The organism is Pseudomonas sp. GL-R-19 (assembly GCF_019956375.1).
GTDB lineage: Bacteria > Pseudomonadota > Gammaproteobacteria > Pseudomonadales > Pseudomonadaceae > Aquipseudomonas.
Window position 1 is genome coordinate 60640 of the sequence record NZ_JAHBDJ010000027.1, and the last position, 16641, is coordinate 77280.

Consider the following 16641-nt stretch of genomic DNA (forward strand, 5'->3'; position numbering starts at 1 on the left):
GCGAGCTTGCTCGCGAAGGACGCAAGTGCACCGCGGTTTTTCTGAATGACCGCGTCATCGTTGACGTTTTTCGCGAGCAAGCTCGCTCCTACAGGGGGACCGTGTCCTCCAACTGGAGACTGAAATGCCGGCAATGTTCGATCTGATCAATTTCACCGAGCAGGGATGGGGCAGTGCGCTGTTGAAGGGGCTCTGGATGACCCTGCAGATTTCCGCCGGGGCCTTTGTGCTCGGGCTGGCCATCGGATTGGTGGTGGCGTGCCTCAAACTGGGCGCGCCGAAGCCGATTGCAGCGCTGATGCGCGGCTACACCACCTTGTTCCGGGCGGTGCCGGAATTGCTGCTGATTCTGTTGCTGTACTACGTCGGCTCCATGCTCCTCAATTCGCTGATGACCCGGCTCGGCTACGACGTGGTGAATGTCAGCGGTCCGCTGGCGGCCATCGTGGTGCTGGGGCTGGTGCAGGGCGCGTACGCCTCGGAGATTTTCCGCGCGGCGATCCAGGCGATTCCCTTCGGCCAGATCGAAGCGGCCAAGGCATTCGGCCTGAACGGTTTCGGTCTGTTCCGCCGGGTCACGCTGCCGATCATGGCGCCTTACGCCATGGCCGGGATGGCCAACCTGTGGATCAACCTGATCAAGGACAGTGCGCTGATCAGCGTGGTCGGCACCAACGAGCTGCTGTACACCGCCAAGCAAGGCGCGGGGTCGACGCGCCATTATCTGTTGTTCTACCTCACGGCTGCGGCGTTGTATTACGCGGTGACGTTGGTGTCGAACTATGTGTCGGGTCGGCTTGAGCGACGTATTCGTCGCTGGATGCCTCTTGTTGACTGAACCGGCAGAGAGAATGAAATGATTCCAGCGTGGATAGTTGAATACGCGGCACTGTTGGGCCGGGGGCTGCAAACCACCCTCGGGATTCTGTTGGTCGCCAGTGTGTTCGGTTTTGTCCTGGCGGTGTTGGTGGCGCTGGCGCGGATCTCGAAAAACAAAGTGATCGCCAAGGTCAGCCTGTTCTACACCAGCGTGACGCGCGGTACGCCGTTGCTGATCCAGATCTACATTTTCTACTACGGCCTGGGCAGCCTGTTTGCCCAGTTCCCGCTGATTCGCGGCAGTTTCCTCTGGCCGTACCTGCGCGACGGTTACTGGTACATCGTGTTCGCCCTGGTGGTGTCGGTGGGGGCCTATGTCGGCGAAGTGATTCGCGGTGGCCTGCTGGCGGTGCCCAAGGGTGAAATGGAAGCGGCCTCGGCGTTTGGCATGACCGCGCGCCAGTCCTTGCTACGGGTGCGTTTGCCCCGGGCGATGCGCCTGTTGCTGCCGACCCTGGCCGGGGAAACCGTGATGCTGCTCAAGTCCACGGCATTGGCTTCGACCATCGCCGTGATCGACCTGTTGGGCGCCGCCAACGTGGTCCGCGCGCAAACCCTGCAGGTGTACGAACCCTTGTTGCTGGTAGCCGGGGTGTATGTCTGCCTGACATTCCTGATCGAAGCGCTGTTTGCCTTTGCCGAGCGGCGCGGGACGCCCGTACGCAGGTCGGCCTGATGAGTTCGACAAGGGTTGACCGCCGTCAGCGGCAACCTGGCGATGATCTTCGGCCGGCACGCGTCACAAGACGTCGTCTGTGCTGAATGCTCCGTGACGCAGCCCCTTTATCCAGCAACGGCAGATATGCAGTCCGTTGGCGGCGCTGAAGGTCTCGGGGTTCAGGCACCACTCGAGCCAGAGACCGTCGAGCATCGCCGATAAGCCGATGGCCGCCAGGCGCGTGTCGTGAATCACGAAGCCTTCGCTGGCGGCCAGCCCGTCGAGCAACTGGCGGATCAGGTCGAGGTAGGCGCGGTAGCTTTTTTCGTGGGACTGGCTGACGTGTTCGGAGTGACGGATCAGGCTCCAGAACACCACCCACACGCCGAGCAGTTGCGGGTCCATGACCCGGGGCGAGAACGAGCCTTCCAGGAAGGCATCGATCTTTTGCGCGGGTGTCTGGGCCTGTTCGATTTCCTGGAGCAGGGCCGTGGTCAGTTCGCTCGCCAGCCGCTGGTAGGTGTCGGCGATCAGTGCCTCGATGCTGCCGAAGTGATGGTTGAGCAACCCCACGGACACTCCGGCTTCAGTGGCAATGCGTCGCACGGATATCCCGGCGTGACCGTCGCGGCCCAGGCAGCGCAGGGTGGCGGCCACCAGCATTTCGCGACGGTCTTCGGGTTCGGCGCGGCGGTTTTTCGGGGCATCGGTTGTCACAAGGCTGTCCTTGGGTGAGGTTCCACGATGCCGAGCTTAGTTGAACGTCTGTTCAATCACCAGCCTCGGCAGCAGCGATACAACGTTTTTCAACGATCATGACGGGAGGGAAAGCCAATGCCGCAGGATATTTCGTTCAGTGTTCGAAACAACAACGGCGATACCGTGCGGGTCGGTGCCTGGCGCTATGCAGGCGACGGCAGCGGGCCAAACGTGCACTTGCAGGCCGGCGTGCATGCCGATGAAATCGCCGGGATGCTGGTGCTGCACCTGCTGATGCAACGCCTGCAAACCGCCGAATCTCAAGGCCGGCTCAAGGGCAGTGTGACCGTGGTGCCGCAGGCCAATCCGCTGGGCATTGGGCAGTTCCGCCAGGGGCGGATTCTTGGCCGCTATCACGACGCTACCGGGCATAACTTCAATCGCTCGTTCGACCAGTCGGCGGCCATGGCGCGGCCTTCGACCTGCGTTCAGGAATGGCAAAAGAAACTGGTGCAACTGGCCGCCCCGGCCGATGTGATGCTCGACCTGCACACCGATGACGAGGCCTTGCCGTACCTCTACGTACATCGCAGTTTCTGGCCCCGTGGTCGCGAACTGGCGGCGGCGATGAAGATGGACGTGGCGATCATCTGGGGTGACGGCGGTGATGGCTCTTTCGAGGAAACCATCATTGCCCCGTGGTTGAATGAAGGCGTCACCGAGCACCGCATGGCGGCAACGCTGGAGTTGCGCGGGCAGGGCGATGTCAGCGACCGTTTCGCCGAACAGGATGCCGAAGGGCTGTACAACTGGCTGTGCGGTTGCGGCGTCATTGACGAACAAAAGCCATCCGCTGACTGGCCCGTTGAGGCGGTGGAAATGGGCCACATGGAAACCATCATCGCGCCGCACCCCGGCGTGCTGATCTTCGAAAAGGAACTGGGAGATTTCGTCGAGGAAGGCCAGCGCTTTGCACGAATTCTCGGGCGGCCGGGCGATCCGTCCTCCGAAGTGGTGCTGCGTGCCGAGCAAGCCGGGCGCATGGTCACGCGCTATCGCGATCGACTGATATCCCAAGGCATGGGCGTGGCGAAATTCACCGGCAGCCGGGTGTCACGCAACTGGAGTGGCGGGTTGCTCGACCCCAATTGATACGAAAGTGATTCAGCGCAGCGGCCGAAACGCTGTGCGCAGTTCCTCGGTAAAGAGCTCCGGCTGTTCCCACGCGGCGAAATGGCCGCCTTTGGCAGCCTGATGGAAGTAGATCAGGTTGCTGTAGGCGCGCCTGGCCCAGCTCTCCGGTGGAAAATAGACATCATCGGGAAAGACTGTGACGGCCACCGGCAGTTTGATTTCGCCGGTCTTCTGTGCCGCAGAAAAAAGCGGACTGCGCCCTTTGTTTTCCCAATAGAACCGACTCGCCGAGGCACCGCTGTTCGTCAACCAGTACAAGGTGATGTCGTCCAGCACTTCATCCTTGCCTGGCGATTGCTGTGGGTCGGCGCCAAAAGTCCACTTGGCAAATCCCGGGTGACCGAGCATGAACGCCGCGAGGAATGCCGGGGAGTCCGTTACGCCGTAGCCGATCATTTGCGGCCGCGCGGCCATCATCGCGCTGTAGGCCAGGTTGCCCTGTTTAATGGATGCGGCCAGCGCGTCGTAGGTCGTGCGTTCCTGCTCGGAAAACCCCACAGGCGCGGGACCGCCGGCAGCGAGTGCAGCGGTCGCCTCCGGCGGGACCGTCGCTGGCAGGTTGAGGTGAATGCCCAGCAACCCGGGCACGGACTGGCGCGCCATGGCGCTGGTGATGGGACCGCCCCAATCACCACCCTGGGCGACGTAGCGGCTGTAACCCAATCGCTGCATCAATTGTCCCCAGATCCGCGCCACATGGTCCGGGTCCCATCCGGGTTCTGTCGGTTTGCCGGAGAAGCCGTAGCCAGGGATCGACGGAATCACCACGTCGAATGCATCCGCACCATTGCCCCCGTGAGCAGCCGGATCGGTAAGCGGGCCGACCACCTTGATGAACTCCAGTACCGAGCCTGGCCAACCGTGGGTCAGGATCATCGGTAAAGCATTCGGCTGCGGCGAGCGCACCCAGATGAAATGGATAGCGACCCCATCGAGGGTGGTCGTGTACTGGGGCAAGGCATTGAGCTGCGCCTGGGCCTTGCGCCAGTCATAGTTCGTGCCCCAGTAGCGAACCAGCTCTTGCAGTTTCGCCAGCTGTGCACCTTGCGATCGATCGGCCACCGTCTCCTTGTCCGGCCAGCGCGTTGCCGCGATGCGGTTACGCAGGTCAGTGAGTTGTTGATCCTGGATATCGACGTGGAAGGGCACAACGGCGTCGGCGGCGGGAGCGGCGCTCACGAGGGGCGAGTTGCACAGTGCGAGGGCCATTAGCAGGACGACGAAAGCAGATTTCATCTTCAATTCCTCGCTGGGAGGTATGCCTTCGTCCTTGCCCGGAGCTCAGGGGTGAAGGTCGATGCTGCTCCAGAGACTGATCCCGTTCGACGGGGCACGCAAGCAGGTTTATGCGAAGGATTGCACCGGGACGACCACCGGCGGGAAAGGGGGAGTCGATACTGGCTCAGCCCTTTTTAACTGACTGCCCCCAAATCCCTGTGGGAGCGAGCTTGCTCGCGATGGGCCGCGCAGCGGTCCCAAAAATGGTAGCCGCACAACCCAACGCGAACAACATCACCCGTCGCAGTAGACGACATCTACTCAGGCGGGTCGATTTGATCCAGCACCCGATTCGCCGTGATCTCCGCCAACATCACACTGTTGGAAATTCCCAGCAGGGCATTGCGCGATCCGCCGTCCAGATGATCCACCAACTGGTGCACCATCACATCGACCGAGGCCAACGTCTCGACCAGATACACCATCAGGGTTTCAGTATCGGCCTCGGGGTCCACAGTAAACAAAGTGCTGGGTGTGCGTGGAGTGGCTTTGATGTCGGCAGTCGAGGGGACGTGGAAGGCGAGGGCGCGTTCGGTGGCCTCGTTGAGCTGTTTTGAGTCTGGTTCGTACGGGGATGCCGGATCGGTGTCCGGCGGGTTGGGGGTGACTTTGAACATATGCTTGCTTCTCTGATTGGGTGCCAACCCTCTTGCTGCTAAACGAGAAGGAGGCAGCTGTACGCAGGTTAGCAGACCGGGGAAGCTAGCAAAGCCGGCGCGCCCGAAGGCGCCCTGCGCACAGCCACCATCAAATGCAGGCATGGGAATACCTGACTGACAGGAGCTTGTGCACCTTGCTTACAACCCCGGGCTGCTAAACCCGACCACTGATGGGCAGTGGCGCGGAAACGATAGAGACCAGGGGCAGGGCGCACAAGCCGGCGGATTCTGGCGTAACCGTAGGCAACGACGCAAGGTCTTGTAGCCCTCGGGAAATAACCTACAACCTTTTTAAACAAGCGCTCTTACGGACATGAGCAACTGACTACCGGCTTTCGTGTATCGCTGTGTATCAGGGCGCGGCATCCGCATACAACCATACAAAACCAGCGCTTTACGGATACAGCCGGGATACACCAGCGGGGCCAAATAGACCTGCCAAAGCGAGATGCACCTCGCACCTCGCCACCAGGTTTATCACCCTTGTGGTACGACCAATAACGGTCCAGCCGCGCAAATGATCCGGAGTATCAACATGTCTCGTATCCAGTCGAACAAAACCCGTATTGGCCTGATCGCTGTAGCACTGGTCGGCGGTATCAACTTCGCGTCCTCGGCGTTTTCCGCCGAAGCCTTGCCTCAGGGCTATCAACTGGCTTCCGCAGAAAAGACCAGCGAAGGCAAGTGTGGCGAAGGCAAGTGCGGTGCCGAAGCCAGCGCGCAAAAGACCCAGGCCGAGGGCAAGTGCGGTGAAGGCAAGTGCGGCGATGCGTCTTTCGCGCGCACCGACTCCGATGATGACGGCCGCGTGTCGCTCAAGGAACTGCTGGCGGTGGCGCCCAAGGGCACTGAGGAATTCAAGGCGATGGACACCAACGGCGACGGTTTCCTGTCCGAGGGTGAGGTGTACAAGTTCCGCACCAACCAGTTCATCTCCAATGGCAAGAAAGTACCGACCGAGCTGTTCACCAAGTTGAGCCAGGCTAAAGACTGATCGGCCGCAACGAAAAAACCCTTTCTGTGCTGACGCGCAGGAAGGGTTTTTGGCGTGGGTAGTAGTGGTTTGGTCGTCAGGCGCGAAATTGCACTGCACTTGAACACCGAATGCCTGCGCTAAAAGTAAAGGTTTCAATCCTCTCCATAAATGGGGCATTACACCCACGAACGGGTGTTTTCCACCTAATTAGAGGGGTATTCCCCACACACCCTTCTCGCGTTTGAAACACTCAAAAATAGTTTATTAATTTACCTGGACTTTTCCCCTTCCCTGGTGTGATGGCTCATTAATTGCCGCCCTCTTGTACCCGCAATAGCTGTGTCCCAGACATCCTGGCGACGGTGGGTTTCGCCAGACTCGATATGTCGCGAGGGGTGAAAAATGAAACGCACGACATCACTACGCAGCTCCATCGCCTTTCTGCACAGGACAAGCCTGCCCTGTGCGATGCTCCTTACCCTAACCACTATGGCAAGCGCCGTGCCGCTGGATGATTTCGGCCCGCCACCACCGACAGACCCCTCGGCGTTTAGCAACCCGCCGGCCGACCTCGATGCCGCGGCGGCGGCCTTACGGGCCCTGCCACCCGCCAACCAGGGCGCCATAGCCCTGCCCAATGGCGTCTTCGGTGACCGGAACACGCCACGGGCCGACAACGTGCTGCCGCCAGCCCTGCAGACATCCTTCAATATCCCCACCAATGGCAAGCCCAGCCCATTGTTCGGGGCCCAGCCGTACACGCAGCAACTGTTGCTGTTCGAAGAATTCGGCACGGAAAAACTCGACCCGGCATTGCCGGCACCGCCCCTGACCTTCCCGGTTCCGCTCGTCGGCCCGGCGCCCACGCAGGACCCGAACAACACCGCCCGCAGCAGCCCTTCGCCCGTGGCGCTGGAAGCCTTCATGCGCCAGCCGGGGCTGTTCCCGTTTCCGTCGCAGTTTTCCAACGTGCTGGACCGCAACCCGTGGCAAGCGCAGATCGAAGCCTTCCTCAACCGCCACCCGGTCGGCTCGCCGGCCGAAGGCCGGCCGCCAGGAAAAGGCTGGTCGCACCAGCGCTGGAACGAGTTCTTCCCGCAGGTCGGCTTCAAAACCGTGCAAGCGGGCGCCCAGATCAACAGCGGCATGCGCGACCACCGACAGTTGCACAACTACGCCGTCGGTGAGTTCGGGCCTGGCGGGCTCTACAACCAGACCTCGGACACCCCGGTCCTGGTGGGCACCACCAAAGGCATAAGTGTTCGTTTTCACCCCAACATGCCGATTCAGAACCACAAGGCGCTCTGGACCTTCGACGGCACCTTTCCGCCAAAACTGTTGATGGTGCGTTACGGTCAAGCCGCGCTGATGCGCCACTACAACGCCCTGCCGATCGATCCGTCGGCCAACATGGGGTTTGGCCTGCATACCATTACCACCCACGAACACAACGGCCACTCCCCGGCTGAAAGCGATGGCTATGCCAATGCGTTTTTCTTTCCGGGGCAGTACTACGACTATCGCTGGCCGATCCAGTTGGCCGGTTACGACACCATCAACACCACCGCTCAGGATCCGCGCGCGGCGTTCCCCTGCGCCCCGGGCGAAACCCTGTTCGTCAACGACGCCACCCCGGGCCTCAAGACGTGCAACAACGGCAGCATCAAGATCCGCGGCGACTGGCACGAAACCATGAGCACCCACTGGTTCCATGACCACATGCTCGATTTCACCGCGCAGAACGTCTACAAGGGCAACGCGGTGATGATGAATTACTACAGCGCCCTGGATCGCGGTAACGAAGCCTTCGAAGACGGCGTCAACCTGCGCCTGCCCAGCGGTTCGGCGCTGCCTTGGGGCAACCGCGACTATGACGTCAACCTGCTGGTGGCCGACAAGGCCTGGGACGCCAATGGCCAGTTGTGGTTCAACCCGTTCAACACCGACGGCTTCCTCGGCGATCAGGTCCTGGTCAACTGGCAGTACCAGCCGCGCCTGAATGTGCGGGCGCGCAGCTATCGCTTCCGCATCCTCAATGGCTCGGTGTCGCGCTACCTCAGGATTGCACTGGTGCGTGAAGTCGCCGGCACCGGCGGCGAAATCCCCGGCCCGGCCGGTTCCGGCGTGTCTTATAGCCGCGTGCCGTTCCACTTGATCGCCAACGACGGCAACCTGATGGAGCACGCCGTGCCGTTCGACGGCAGCATGGACCTGGAAGGTGACGGCGACCTGCAGAACCACAACGCCATCCTGCCCACCCAGGGCATCGCCGAGCGCTTCGACATCATCGTCAACTTCGCGAAAAACGGGATCAACACCGGCGACAAGCTGTACTTCGTCAACCTGATGGAGCACCAGAACGGCAAGAGGCCGACAGCTAATCTGCTGAGCCTGGCCGACGTGCTGTCCGGGACGTACAAGGCGGTGCTCAGGCTGGGCAGCAAAGGGCCGGAATGGGTCGGCGGCGACCCGGCGGTGGGCAAGTTCCTGCAGTTGGTGGTCCAGCCTTATGCCGGCCAGGACGTGAGCATGAACCCCGCCGACTACGAGCCCGCCAAACCGGGCAAGCCAGCTGGCAAGACCATGATCCCGCTGACCCTCAACCGTGACGATCCGGCGGTGCAGGCCAGGCTCCAGGTGGCGCGGCATCGCGAGTTCAGCTTCGGCCGCTCCGACGGCACCGACGAAACACCCTGGACGATCAAGACCGACGGTGGTGAATTCGGCTTCCCCATGGACCCTCGAGTCATCAGCGCCGCTCCGCAACTGGCCAACGGCCCGACCCCTGCCGGGTTCTCCGGCGACGGCACCCTGGAAGTGTGGAGAATCAAGAGCGGCGGCAACGGCTGGAACCACCCGGTGCACGTGCACTTCGAAGAGGGGATCATCCTCAACCGCGATGGCAACCCACCGCCGGAATGGGAAAAATGGGCGCGCAAGGACGTCTATCGCGTCGGCGATGGCATCGACAGCTCAGTGGCCGTGGAAATGGCGATCCGCTTCCGTGAATTCGCCGGGACCTACATGGAGCACTGCCACAACACCCAGCACGAGGACACGTCCATGCTGCTGCGCTGGGATGTCGAGCACCCCGGCCAGTTCCAGTTGATGCCAAGCCCGCTGCCCGGCTGGGACGGCGTCACCTACGTCAACTCCGCCGCGCTGCCGACCTTCCGCACTGGCGATACCCGCGCCAATAACGACGGCAATAACCAAATACCGATCGCCACACCCGACAGCGCCATCAGCAACACTGGCCAACCACTGCCCATCAACGTCCTGGCCAACGACACCGACCCTGACGGTAACGTACCACTCAAAGTGGTGGGGCTGGAGCAACCGGACTCCGGCAAAGGCGTGGTCAGCACCGATGGTGTGCGCGTGACCTACACACCACCGGCCACGGTCGCCGCGCCGTTCACTGCGACCTTTATCTATAAAGCCGCCGATGCCAAGGGCGCGGAGTCGGCACCGGCGACGGTGTCCGTGGCGGTCTCGGCAGCGGTCACGGTCACCGCGAGCCAGTAGTGGCGCACTGAGTACAACTACGCTTTAGCGATGAGGGCCTCATTGAGGCCCTCTTGCTACAAGCGAATTAACAACTACCTGGTTGTCAAATCTCCAGAAGACCAGCATTTCAAGCCGTAGCTCGGAACTGGAGTTTCCATCGTCGACCAAAAATGGAACCAAAAATGGGGACGGATCTATTTTCTGAAAAATAAATCCGTCTCCATTTTCAATCCCCATTTTCACGCTGGAACGGTGAGCATCATGACATTGCGGCGACGCATTCGCTCAGCGCATTGCACTCACGCTTCCAAAAACTGCAACTACACTCGGTCTTGCTGGCCCAGAAGGATCGACGGCTGCCATAGGTTTTCGTTGGTCCCTGGTGGCCTGTATGGTTATTCGTGCACTCAACTTCGGCGCCCGGATTAACCACGCAGGCCACTGGAAAACTTTCTTCGAGACAAGGAGCAGTCATGACTTCGCTAGACTCACTTCAGCAAAGGCAAATCAGTCTTACACACGCTTTCGTGGTCAACAATGCGGCGTTGTATTCGCAGTCCTGGAAAAACATGAAGAATCCTACGCCGAGTCAGGTTAAAGACAATATTCTTTCGCGTCTCAATGCCTCCAAGGTAGGCGGCGGTTATGGCGTGGCCTGGGGCCCCGCTCTGGTGATGGATGGCGAACACGCGGCGCACATCACAGTGGTGCTGATCGGCGGAAAAAATGAGAACGACATCGTCGTGGTGACGAGTGGGACACTTAAGGATTCTTTAAAGGATCAGGTGGACGATCTGGATATTTTTCCAATGGTGCCATTGCAGAGCGTTATCACGAACTGCCAGGTGCAGGCGAACATCGCGCAGGGAACTTCAGATGGGGTGCACGCGATATTGACTACGGCATCCACTATCGGTTCTCAGGGCACGCTGTGCGATTTTCTAGGGAAGCTGCAAAGTGGGGCGACGATCCGATTGGTTGGACATAGCCTTGGCGGTGCGCTCATGTCGGTGGTCGCGCTTTATCTGAAAGACAAATTTCCGGGCTCTAAATTTTATTGCGAGACGATTGCTGCGCCCACGGCTGGCGATGGTTTTTTTGCGAGCTACTTCAATAAGCAAATGGCTGGTAATGCGCTACGCATCTACAACACTTTGGATGTTGTTCCGATGGCGTGGTGCGCAACTTCTCTCGATTACTCCCTGACGCTATATGATGCCAACCCCATTGATGAAAGCATGAGGAACATGGTTTGTTCCAAAATGGATACGGTTGTAAACAACAATCTGAACTATACGCAATGGGGAATGGGCAACGCGAACATGGAGCTGCGGCTCTGTGGGCAACCTCAATCCAAGTGCACAGACTATGAGTCTCAATCCGGCTATCAGCACATCTACGAGTACATGACACTGCTGGGCTTGCAGCTCAGCGATATACCGATGCCGCCACCGTTTGGCAGCTAGTGCGATAGTCTCGTCGTTCAAATGTTCGAGTTGCGGTTGCCGAGATTTCTTCCGGGAAGTCTACACAACTGCAACTCGCTTATCCGGAAGCCTTTTTGCTCGCAACCAAAAATGGGGACGACTGAAAATGGGACTGAAAATGGGGACGGATCTATTTTTTGAAAAATAAATCAGTCCCCATTTTCACCCGTCCCCATTTTCACCGGGGACTTTATGAATGGCTTCTGCCGGTCATGGCCACGCAGCGTGATGGTCAAATCCGATGCAAATGATTGGTCAGGTCGAATGCAAATGGGTGGGCAAGTCCGTGCAATTACCCACAACTAGGCTGGGTTCGCTGATGGGTTACGCTGCCGTTGGTCGGCGCCTTGCGCGTCAGTGCGATAGAAAACTGTAGGAATAAACTCTCGTGCCGATCTCAGTGAGGCAAGGCCTGCGCGCGCCTGACCTTGAACCTGAGCGAACGAGCACATTGATGAGTGATAAATCCTTGGAAGAAAAAGCGGCAGCGATGGTCGACCCACATGAAACGGTGGCCAGTATCGGACAGATCACTGCCGGGCGCGATGCCCTGCAACAGCGCCTGGATAAGGCTGATCGCGCGGCTCAGGAGCTTCAGAAGCAACTGGACTTGGCAAAGACGCTGATGACCCGTCTGCTGGCGGCGAGTTTTGCGTCGACCGGCAAACCTTCCGCGCCCCTGACAAATTGGGGGCTAAATGAGATCGACGTTGTCGAACGGGAGATGGCCTGCTATTTGAATCCTACCAATGAGGTGAGTGCCGCTTGATAGGTCGCGCACTGAATGCCTACAGGCTGCGTAGATACTGGCTCCAAGCAGAATGCCGCTGTTGGGTTACCACTGCGGTTACCCATCGCGGCGTACCCAACCTGACTGGGCCTGCATGATCGCAGGCCCTTGGCGTTTCGGGTTGGGGTTACTCATGGGTTATCCCCTCACCAGTGACCGCCGCACCCGTATCAATGGATGCAAGATTCAGTTCGGTTGATTCCGGTCCGCTTGAACGAAGGGTTAGGCCTCATGCTGCAACCTTACTTTGGTGGGACGGACTGTCTATATTGGGTCGGATAGTGACGGTCTAGCATCGACCGTCACTATGGCTGGTGGTCGCTATCCGACCCATAGCTGCAGGTCACGACAGACAGAAATCGGCCGATTCTGTTGAAAAAGTCGGATTTTCAGCTCGCCTGAACTCAGTCACGGCCACCTCTAGAAAACCTATTCACCACGTTGCGTGGTTTTTCGGCCCTTCGTTGACCTTTGCTGCTCGGTTATTGGGTTAATTTGAGGTTTTTTGCTTCGTGCAGACGCACCTATCCCGTGAGCGGTGGCCTTTGAGAGGTCAGTTTGGCCAGCCGTCGCAGGTTCTGCACCGCGGCGGCCAGTGTGAACTCGTCGGTCGCGCCACTCATGCCACGTAGCCGCAAGCGATCCAGTTTCAGGATGCGCTTGAGGTGGGCAAACAATATTCGACCTTCTTACGCTCGTGGCGAGAGCGCTGATACGCCGGCGTCGCTGCGATGCGCCGAGCCACATCACGCGCGGCCTCATGGACGCTGCGAGCAATCTTGCGGAACGCAGTGTTCGGGCAGCACTTGGCTTTCATCGGACAGGCAATGCAGTCGGTTTGCCGTGAGCGGAAGATGATGGTGTTGAGAAAAATGGAGACAGATTTATTTTTGTAGCTCTAAACGACTGCTATTGGCCGGTTACTGCCAGTTCCCACCGGCAGCTTGGGTCGTTTTCTACCGGTCATACCCATAAAACGCGGTAGTCAAATCCATACAAATGCTTGCTAAGCTCGAATGCAATCAGCTGAGCAAATCCATGCAATTCCCCATCACGCCTTAACCCACCGCTGCCGACTCCAACTACTCAACCCATCGACAGCAAACACCAGCACCAACATCGCCAAAATCACCGTACTAGCCTGGGCCTCCTGGAACAGGCTGAGGCTGACATAGAGCATCTGCCCCAAACCGCCGGCACCGACAAAACCGAGCACGCTGGCCATGCGGATGTTGTTTTCCCAGCGGTACAGGATGTACGCCAACAGCTGTGGAAACAGGTTGGGCAGGGTGCCGTAGCAGAAGGCCCAGACGACGTTGCCGCCCTGCAAACGGATGGCTTCGGCCGGTTGCGGCGGGGTGTTTTCCAGTGCTTCGGCGAAGAGTCGACCCAGCACCCCGGCGGTGTGCATGGCCAGTGCCAAGGTCCCGGCGTTCGGGCCGAGACCCGCCGCCAGCACCATCAAAGCGGCCCACACCAGTTCGGGAATGGCGCGCAGGCCATTGAGCACAAGGCGCGACGCGCTCTGCAACGGCCAACCGAAACGCCCGGCCGCAGGCAGCGCCAGCACCAGGCCGAAGACCGCCGCGAGCAGGGTGCCCAGGGCCGACATGGCCAGGGTTTCCACGGCGCCGCGGCCGATGGCTTGCAGATGGCCGGCGCTCAGGTCCGGGCTGAGAAAACGCAGCACGTAGGCGCCCATCTGCGCAAGGTTCCCGCTGCCCGTCAGTTCGCCGAGATCGATGCCCAGATAGCTGAACGATACGACGACTGCCGCAACGATGCACAGGATCAGCAGCAGGTTGATCAGGCGATTCATGCGAACCTCCAGCGCAACAGGCGGCTGATCTGATCGGCGAACAGCACCAGGACGAAAAAGGTCAGCAACATGCTCGCCACTTCACCGCCGGCGAACATGCGCAACGACAAGTCAATCTGCTGGCCCAACCCGCCGGCGCCGACGAAACCCATCACCACCGACGCGCGGATCGCGCATTCCCAGCGGTACACCGTGTACGACAGCAACTCCGCCCCGACATTGGGCAGGGTGCCGTAGCAGAATGCCGCCAATCGGCTGCTGCCGGCTTGCAACAGCGCATGGGCCGGACGCTGGTCGACCGACTCGAAAATCTCCGCGTAGACCTTGCCCAGCATGCCGCTATAGGTGATGGCAATCGCCAGCACCCCGGCCGTGGGGCCAAGGCCGACGGCGCGTACGAACAGCAAGGCCCAGACGATTTCCGGCACGCTGCGCAGGAAGATCAGCAACCCGCGCACCGGCCAGCGCAACAGCCGGCCCAGGGCGCTCGGGCGACCGCTGCGCGAAGCCGCCGACAATGACAGTGCGCGGCTGGCCAACAGGCTGGCGGGCACGGCCAACAGCAACGCCAAAGCCATGCCGGCGGTGGCGATGGCCAGTGTCTGCAGGGTGGCTTGCCACAGCAGCTGGAGGAACTCTTCGCCATGGGCCGGTGGCCAGAAGGCTGAGACAAACCGGCCCATCTCACTCTGGCTGTCGGCCTTGAGCAGCACACCCAGGTCCAGCTCGCTGAAATGGATACCGGGCCACAGCAGGGCAAGCGCCAACAGACTGAGCAACAGACGTGGCAGGGTGGCCGGGTCTCGTGTATCGCGCGTCAGCATCGGGGAATCTGCAGGCTCAAGGGCGCCACCGGAACGGGCGGCGACAGCAGTTGCTCGTTGGCGTAGAGCTTGTCGAGCAAATCGTGGTCGACGTCGCTGGCGGGAAGGTCGAACAGGACCTGCCCTTCACGCAAACCGATGATGCGTGAAAAGTGCGTCAGGGCCAGCTCCACCGCATGCAGGCTGGCGACCAGCGTCACGTTGCGTTCCCGGGCGTGGCGGCAGAGGATCGACAGGGTGTGCCCGGCCAGCACCGGGTCCATCGCCGACACCGGCTCATCGGCCAACAGCACTTCGGGCGCCTGGTACAGCACGCGGGCAATGCCCACGCGCTGCAACTGGCCGCCGGACAGTTGCTGGCACTGGGCGAACAGCTTGTCGCCCAGGTCCAGCTTGAGCAGTGCCGCCCGCGCACCCGGAACATCCACCGGATGCAACAGGCTCAGCAGGCTTTTGGTAAAGCTCCATTGTCCCAGCTTTCCGGCCAGCACCGCCGTGACCACCCGCTGTCGCGCAGGCAGTGGCGGCGCCTGATGCACCAGGCCGATGCGTGCACGCAGCCGTTGGCGCTGTCGGGCGCCGAGCTGCCAGGCTTGCTCGCCGAGCACCTCGACCGTGCCGCTGCCGGGGCGCAGGGCGGTAGCCAACAGGTTGAGCAGGCTCGACTTGCCGGCGCCGGACGGACCGATGATCGCGACCTGCTCACCGGCAGCGATGTGCAGGTCGACCTCATGCAGCGCACGCACGCCATTGCCGTGGGTGAGGCTGACCCGGTTCAGATGCAGTGTCATTTCAGCAGGTCGGCAGCGCGCGCGGCTTCCTCGATGCCCTTGTAGTTCTCAGGCTGGGTCTCGATGAAGCGGCTGGCGGCTTGCAGGTCCAGAATCGCTTTTTGCTCCGGGTTGGCCGGGTCGAGCGCGAGGAAGGCTACCTTGATTTTGTTGGCCAGGGCCGGGTCGAGGGTGCCGCGCACGGTCCAGTTGTAGTCGAAGTAGGCCGGCGTGGTGGCGAAGACCTTGACCTTGTCGGTGTCGACCTTGCCGGCCGCGACCAGTTTTGCCCAGACGCTGGCATTGAGTACGCCGGCATCCACTTTGCCAGACTGAACCCAGGCGACGGTGGCGTCATGGGCGCCGGAGTAGCCGACACGGCTGAAGTAAGTTTCCGGCTTGATGCCGTCCTGCAGCATGAAATAGCGCGGCATCAAACTGCCCGACGTCGACGAGACCGAGCCGAAGGCGAACGACTTGCCCTTGAGGTCGGCCAGCGACTTGACGGCCGGGTCGGCGCTGATGAATTTGCTGGTGAACTGGGCATCCTGCTCACGCTGTACCAATGGAATGGCATTGCCGGTTTTCAGCCGCGCCTGCACGAAGGTGAAACCGCCCAGCCACGCCATGTCGATACGGTCGGTGGCCAGCGCCTCGACCACCGCCGGGTAGTCGGACACCGGTACGAACTCGACTTTCATGCCCAGTTGCTTCTCCAGATACTCGCCCAGGGGCTTGAACTTGCGCTGCAGTTCGGTGGGTGCTTCGTCGGGAATGGCGCTGACCTTGAGGGTCTCGGCGGCCTGTGCCAGCAGGGTGGAAAGAGACAAGGTCAGGCCAATGGCCACTGCCAGGGTACGTTTGAGCATGGAAGTTCTCCGGTTCAATAGCGGAAAAATGTCGATGCGCCCCGCACAAGCTGATTGCTGCACGACGCTTCGTGAGGGTAGACGAAAACGCCGCGATTATAGGGACTCCTGTTTGCTTGACCAGCCTTGCAACAAGACTTAGGGCCAAAAAGACCTGTGGGAGCGAGCCTGCTCGCGATAGCGGAGTGTCAGTCAGCATAGTATCGACTGATCCACCGCTATCGCGAGC

The 16641-nt window shown here is 60.5% G+C and carries 14 protein-coding genes and 1 pseudogene; 7 read left to right on the forward strand and 8 right to left on the reverse strand.

Annotated elements, in window-relative coordinates:
* Window positions 1–124 precede the first annotated feature (124 nt).
* On the forward strand, window positions 125–838 hold the full coding sequence (locus KGA83_RS15680) for an ABC transporter permease (protein WP_108219723.1): 714 nt from the start codon (window positions 125–127) through the stop codon (window positions 836–838).
* 18 nt (window positions 839–856) lie between these two features.
* Complete coding sequence (locus KGA83_RS15685) at window positions 857–1555, forward strand: ABC transporter permease (protein WP_108219724.1); 699 nt, start codon at window positions 857–859, stop codon at window positions 1553–1555.
* Window positions 1556–1618: 63 nt separating this feature from the next.
* On the opposite strand, the gene KGA83_RS15690 is transcribed toward KGA83_RS15685, so the two are convergent.
* Entirely contained in the window at window positions 1619–2254 is a 636-nt protein-coding gene (locus tag KGA83_RS15690) for a TetR/AcrR family transcriptional regulator (RefSeq protein ID WP_223530129.1), read from the reverse strand.
* Window positions 2255–2371: 117 nt separating this feature from the next.
* On the opposite strand from KGA83_RS15690, the gene KGA83_RS15695 reads away from it, so the two are divergent.
* Window positions 2372–3388, forward strand: coding sequence for a succinylglutamate desuccinylase/aspartoacylase family protein (locus KGA83_RS15695; RefSeq protein WP_223530131.1), 1017 nt, complete (start codon window positions 2372–2374; stop codon window positions 3386–3388).
* A 12-nt stretch (window positions 3389–3400) separates the two neighbouring features.
* Here KGA83_RS15695 and KGA83_RS15700 read toward each other — a convergent pair whose 3' ends face one another.
* Complete coding sequence (locus tag KGA83_RS15700; protein WP_223530133.1) at window positions 3401–4666, reverse strand: epoxide hydrolase family protein; 1266 nt, start codon at window positions 4664–4666, stop codon at window positions 3401–3403.
* 299 nt (window positions 4667–4965) lie between these two features.
* The gene (locus KGA83_RS15705) at window positions 4966–5325 is read right to left on the reverse strand and encodes a DUF6124 family protein (protein ID WP_115948318.1); all 360 of its coding nucleotides are present in this window, start codon (window positions 5323–5325) and stop codon (window positions 4966–4968) included.
* A 577-nt stretch (window positions 5326–5902) separates the two neighbouring features.
* On the opposite strand from KGA83_RS15705, the gene KGA83_RS15710 reads away from it, so the two are divergent.
* The 4 genes from KGA83_RS15710 (at window position 5903) to KGA83_RS15725 (ending at window position 12109) form a co-directional block, all read left to right on the forward strand.
* The gene (locus KGA83_RS15710; protein ID WP_108219729.1) at window positions 5903–6361 is read left to right on the forward strand and encodes a hypothetical protein; all 459 of its coding nucleotides are present in this window, start codon (window positions 5903–5905) and stop codon (window positions 6359–6361) included.
* A 450-nt stretch (window positions 6362–6811) separates the two neighbouring features.
* Entirely contained in the window at window positions 6812–9871 is a 3060-nt protein-coding gene (locus KGA83_RS15715) for an Ig-like domain-containing protein (protein ID WP_411741909.1), read from the forward strand.
* Window positions 9872–10326: 455 nt separating this feature from the next.
* The gene (locus KGA83_RS15720) at window positions 10327–11319 is read left to right on the forward strand and encodes a lipase family protein (RefSeq protein ID WP_223530135.1); all 993 of its coding nucleotides are present in this window, start codon (window positions 10327–10329) and stop codon (window positions 11317–11319) included.
* Between the two features lie 475 nt (window positions 11320–11794).
* A complete protein-coding gene (locus tag KGA83_RS15725; RefSeq protein ID WP_223530136.1) occupies window positions 11795–12109 on the forward strand; it encodes a hypothetical protein in 315 nt (104 codons plus the stop codon).
* A gap of 545 nt (window positions 12110–12654) precedes the next feature.
* Here KGA83_RS15725 and KGA83_RS15730 read toward each other — a convergent pair.
* The 5 genes and pseudogenes from KGA83_RS15730 to KGA83_RS15750 form a co-directional block, all read right to left on the reverse strand.
* Window positions 12655–12992: pseudogene (locus KGA83_RS15730) on the reverse strand (transposase); the annotation flags it as partial.
* Window positions 12993–13181: 189 nt separating this feature from the next.
* Window positions 13182–13949 (reverse strand): phosphonate ABC transporter, permease protein PhnE, encoded by a 768-nt coding sequence (phnE, locus tag KGA83_RS15735; protein ID WP_108216059.1) that lies wholly within the window; start codon window positions 13947–13949, stop codon window positions 13182–13184.
* Window positions 13946–14773 carry a PhnE/PtxC family ABC transporter permease gene (locus tag KGA83_RS15740; protein WP_108216058.1) on the reverse strand — a complete coding sequence of 276 codons (828 nt, stop codon included), beginning with the start codon at window positions 14771–14773 and terminating at the stop codon, window positions 13946–13948. Before KGA83_RS15740 ends, phnE begins: the two co-directional genes overlap by 4 nt.
* Window positions 14767–15564, reverse strand: a complete 798-nt coding sequence (locus KGA83_RS15745; protein WP_108216057.1) for a phosphonate ABC transporter ATP-binding protein — start codon at window positions 15562–15564, stop codon at window positions 14767–14769. The genes KGA83_RS15740 and KGA83_RS15745 overlap by 7 nt, the downstream gene beginning before the upstream one ends.
* Window positions 15561–16412 carry a putative selenate ABC transporter substrate-binding protein gene (locus KGA83_RS15750; RefSeq protein WP_223530137.1) on the reverse strand — a complete coding sequence of 284 codons (852 nt, stop codon included), beginning with the start codon at window positions 16410–16412 and terminating at the stop codon, window positions 15561–15563. The genes KGA83_RS15745 and KGA83_RS15750 overlap by 4 nt, the downstream gene beginning before the upstream one ends.
* Window positions 16413–16641 lie beyond the last annotated feature (229 nt).

Coding starts and splice junctions, on each gene's coding strand:
- KGA83_RS15680 (WP_108219723.1), top strand. CDS start 125: ATGCCGGCAATGTTCGATCTGATCAATTTCACCGAGCAGGGATGGGGC.
- KGA83_RS15685 (WP_108219724.1), top strand. CDS start 857: ATGATTCCAGCGTGGATAGTTGAATACGCGGCACTGTTGGGCCGGGGG.
- KGA83_RS15695 (WP_223530131.1), top strand. CDS start 2,372: ATGCCGCAGGATATTTCGTTCAGTGTTCGAAACAACAACGGCGATACC.
- KGA83_RS15700 (WP_223530133.1), bottom strand. CDS start 4,666: ATGAAATCTGCTTTCGTCGTCCTGCTAATGGCCCTCGCACTGTGCAAC.
- KGA83_RS15705 (WP_115948318.1), bottom strand. CDS start 5,325: ATGTTCAAAGTCACCCCCAACCCGCCGGACACCGATCCGGCATCCCCG.
- KGA83_RS15710 (WP_108219729.1), top strand. CDS start 5,903: ATGTCTCGTATCCAGTCGAACAAAACCCGTATTGGCCTGATCGCTGTA.
- KGA83_RS15715 (WP_411741909.1), top strand. CDS start 6,812: ATGCTCCTTACCCTAACCACTATGGCAAGCGCCGTGCCGCTGGATGAT.
- KGA83_RS15720 (WP_223530135.1), top strand. CDS start 10,327: ATGACTTCGCTAGACTCACTTCAGCAAAGGCAAATCAGTCTTACACAC.
- KGA83_RS15725 (WP_223530136.1), top strand. CDS start 11,795: ATGAGTGATAAATCCTTGGAAGAAAAAGCGGCAGCGATGGTCGACCCA.
- phnE (WP_108216059.1), bottom strand. CDS start 13,949: ATGAATCGCCTGATCAACCTGCTGCTGATCCTGTGCATCGTTGCGGCA.
- KGA83_RS15740 (WP_108216058.1), bottom strand. CDS start 14,773: ATGCTGACGCGCGATACACGAGACCCGGCCACCCTGCCACGTCTGTTG.
- KGA83_RS15745 (WP_108216057.1), bottom strand. CDS start 15,564: ATGACACTGCATCTGAACCGGGTCAGCCTCACCCACGGCAATGGCGTG.
- KGA83_RS15750 (WP_223530137.1), bottom strand. CDS start 16,412: ATGCTCAAACGTACCCTGGCAGTGGCCATTGGCCTGACCTTGTCTCTT.